The organism is Deferrisoma sp. (assembly GCF_054681715.1).
Window position 1 is genome coordinate 1 of the sequence record NZ_BAAHFQ010000234.1, and the last position, 3465, is coordinate 3465.

Here is a 3465-nt window from a genome sequence, read left to right on the forward strand (position 1 = left end):
GATATGCTTTGCCATGACCCGCCTCCTTTTGTGCTTGAGAGTGGCTCTGTCCTGTGCCCCCCAGCCAGGATAACCCACGAGGATTCAAGCTGAGGAGGCGGGTCCCTTCGTTCAGGTGTCAGTCATTTTGTCTAGGAGGCTATCAACCCGGCGCCTTTAGAGGCGCGCAAGGTGGTCGCCAGGGCATGGGGCCTGCTTCCGGCCGTGCGTGAGTGCGGCATCCGGCTTACGCTGCATCCGGCACTCAGCCGGATGGACGGACCCACTCAGAACTCAAGGCGTTTTCGTCAGTCCGCTTGGCCGGAAGAGTCCCAGTCGTTGGCTGAGTGCCGGATGCAGCGACTGTAGGGGCCACGCCCGGCGCTCCAGCAGGCCCCATGCCCCGGCTGTGCCGATTTAGCCGCTGGAGCAATAGGAAGCCAGAAATCTTTTGGCTCCAGGCGGCCCGGCCCCTGGCAGCCGAGGGCCCGAAACCGGAGACCGGAGAGCGATGAGCGAAGTCCGTAGGAAACGCGTGCTGTTTTTGTGCACCGGGAACTCCTGCCGGAGCCAGATGGCCGAGGGGTGGCTCCGGCACCTGGGGGGGGACCGCTACGAGGTGTTCTCGGCCGGCACCCGGCCCCAGGGCCTGAACCCCCGGGCGGTGCGGGTGATGGCCGAGGCCGGGGTGGACATCTCCGGCCACACGAGTGACCCGGTGGAGAAGTACCTGGGGGAAGACTTCGACCTCGTGGTCACCGTGTGCGGCGGGGCCAAGGAGTCGTGCCCCGTGTTCGTCGGCCGGGTGAAGGACCGCCAGCACTGGCCCTTCGACGACCCGGCCGAGGCCGCGGGGACCGAGGAGGAGGTGATGGCGGTGTTCCGCCGGGTCCGCGACGAGATCCGTGCCCGGGTCGAGGCGTTCCTGCGGGAGACCCCCGCGCGCCCCGGTGAGGGGGCGGGGAAAGAGGGGTAACGCCCGGACCCGGGATCACGGGGAGGCCCGCCGCCCGGCGGGCCGAAGGCCCAAGACCGTCGACCGCAGACCGTAGACCGGAGACTCCACACCGTTCCTGTTCTGTGAGGAGGGTTTGTCATGCCGCAGGGTGTCGCGAAGAAGCTCTCGTTCATCGACCGGTACCTCACGCTTTGGATCTTTCTCGCCATGGCGGTGGGGGTGGGCTGGGGGTACCTCTTCCCCGGCGTGCGAAACGTGATCAACGCCTTCCAGGTGGGCACCACCAACATCCCCATCGCCATCGGGCTCATCCTCATGATGTACCCGCCGCTGGCGAAGGTGCGCTACGAGGAGCTCCCCGAGGTGTTCAAGAACACCAAGGTGCTCGCGCTGTCGCTGGTGCAGAACTGGATCGTGGGGCCGGTGCTCATGTTCGTGCTCGCGGTCACCCTCCTCCACGGGTACCACGAGTACATGGTGGGGCTCATCCTGATCGGGCTCGCCCGGTGCATCGCCATGGTGATCGTGTGGAACGACCTCGCCGGCGGCGACCGGGAGTACTGCGCCGGGCTCGTGGCGTTCAACTCGATCTTCCAGGTGCTCTTCTACTCGGTGTATGCGTACATCTTCATCACCTGGCTCCCGCCCAAGCTCGGGCTCGGGGAGGCGATCGTGGTCGACATCTCCATGGGCCAGATCGCCGAGAGCGTGTTCATCTACCTGGGCATCCCGTTCATCGGCGGCGTCGTGAGCCGGGTAGTGGGCCTCAAGCTCAAGGGCCGGGAGTGGTACGAGACCCGGTTCATCCCGAAAATCAGCCCGATCACCCTGATCGCGCTCCTCTTTACGATCCTGGTCATGTTCAGCCTGAAGGGCGAGTACATCGTGCAGCTCCCGTTCCACGTGGTGCGGGTGGCCATCCCCTTGACGATCTACTTCTTCGTGATGTTCTTCGTGTCGTTCTGGATGAGCCGGAAGGTCGGCGCGCCCTACGGCCAGACCGTGACGCTTTCGTTCACCGCGGCCTCCAACAACTTCGAGCTCGCCATCGCCGTGGCCGTGGCCGTGTTCGGCATCGACTCGGGCGAGGCGTTTGCCGCGGTGATCGGGCCCCTGGTGGAGGTGCCCGTGCTGATCAGCCTGGTGAACGTGGCCCTGCGGCTGAAGGAAAAGCACTTCACCCCCGAGGGGGTGCCCCAGCGGGCCTGACCCGGGCCGAAAAGGAGGCGGAAACATGTTCCCCCACGCGCTCGTAGCCACCGATCTGTCCGACGCCTCGACCCGGATGCTGGAGTGCGCCGGGCAGCTCAAAACCCTGGGGGTGGAGCGGGTGACCCTGTTCCACGCCGAGACCGCGCTGCACACCGTGGGCCTCGACGAGAGCCTGGCCCGAGCCGATCGGCCCGAGCTCGAGGCCCAGGCGGGGCTCCTCAGGGAGCAGGGCTACACGGTGGACCTGCGGGTCGGCCGGGGCATCCCCTGGCACGCCATCGTGGAGGCCGCCCGGGAGGGGAAGGCCGATCTCGTGGTGCTCGCGTCCCACGGCCACGGCGCCCTGGCCGAGACGGTGCTCGGCACCACGGCGGGCCAGGTGGTGGAGTTCGCCCCCTGCCCGGTGCTGGTGCTGCGGCTTTCGCTCCTCGGCGAGGACGGCGGCCGGTACTGCAGCCTCCGGTTCCAGCACGTGCTCGACCGGGTGGTGGTGCCGGTGGATTTCTCGTCCCACACCATCAAGGCCGTGGGGGTGGTCCAGGACCTGGGCCCGAGGGTGGCGACGGCCGTGCTCCTCCACGTGAACCCCCCCGGCCTTCCGGAGCACGGGGGGGCCGCCCCGGCCGAGGCGTTCGCCGAGGACGATCGGGGCCGGCTCGAGGGGATCGCCAAGACCCTTCGGGACGCCGGGTGCCGGGAGGTGGAGATCCGGATCGAGGCCGGGGACCCCCGGGAGCGGATCGTGGCCGCCTCGGAGGAGGCGACGCTCCTCGTCCTGGGAAGCCGGGGGTGGACTCCCTGGAAAGAGCTCCTCCTGGGGAGCACGGCCCACGCGGCGGTGCGCCACGCCCGCTGCCCCGTGCTCCTGGTGAGGTGACCGGACCCATGCACACCCTGCCCGCCGAGACCCCGGTCGCCGACGAACACCCGGCCCTTCGGCCGCACCCCACGAAGCTCTTCGTGGAGACGACCACCCGGTGCAACCTGCGGTGCGCCATGTGCGTGAAGCAGACCCGGGAGAACGCCGTGGCCGAGGGCGACCTCGCCCCCGAGGTGTTCGAGGCCCTGGCCCCGGCGTTTCCCCGGCTCGAGGCCCTGGTGCTCTCGGGGATCGGGGAGCCCCTGCTCCACCCCGGCCTCGAACGGTTCATCCGGCGGGCCCGGGAGGCCATGCCGGCCGAGGGGTGGATCGGGTTCCAGTCGAACGGGCTCCTCCTCGACGGGGCCCGGGCCCGGTCGCTCGTGGAGGCGGGCCTGGGGCGCATCTGCCTTTCGCTCGACGCCGTGAGCCCCGCCACCTTCGCCCGCATCCGCGA

The 3465-nt window shown here is 68.9% G+C and carries 4 protein-coding genes; all 4 read left to right on the top strand.

The features are described 5' to 3' along the window. Positions 1-490: 490 nt before the first annotated feature. The gene (locus tag ACY0I8_RS17085; RefSeq protein ID WP_461395710.1) at positions 491-955 is read left to right on the top strand and encodes an arsenate reductase ArsC; all 465 of its coding nucleotides are present in this window, start codon (positions 491-493) and stop codon (positions 953-955) included. 120 nt (positions 956-1075) lie between these two features. Then, positions 1076-2146 carry an ACR3 family arsenite efflux transporter gene (gene arsB / locus ACY0I8_RS17090; protein WP_461395711.1) on the top strand — a complete coding sequence of 357 codons (1071 nt, stop codon included), beginning with the start codon at positions 1076-1078 and terminating at the stop codon, positions 2144-2146. Between the two features lie 25 nt (positions 2147-2171). Beyond that, a complete protein-coding gene (locus tag ACY0I8_RS17095) occupies positions 2172-3026 on the top strand; it encodes a universal stress protein (protein WP_461395712.1) in 855 nt (284 codons plus the stop codon). An 8-nt stretch (positions 3027-3034) separates the two neighbouring features. After that, positions 3035-3465 (top strand): radical SAM protein (locus ACY0I8_RS17100; RefSeq protein ID WP_461395713.1); only part of this gene is annotated, 431 nt, incomplete at its 3' end.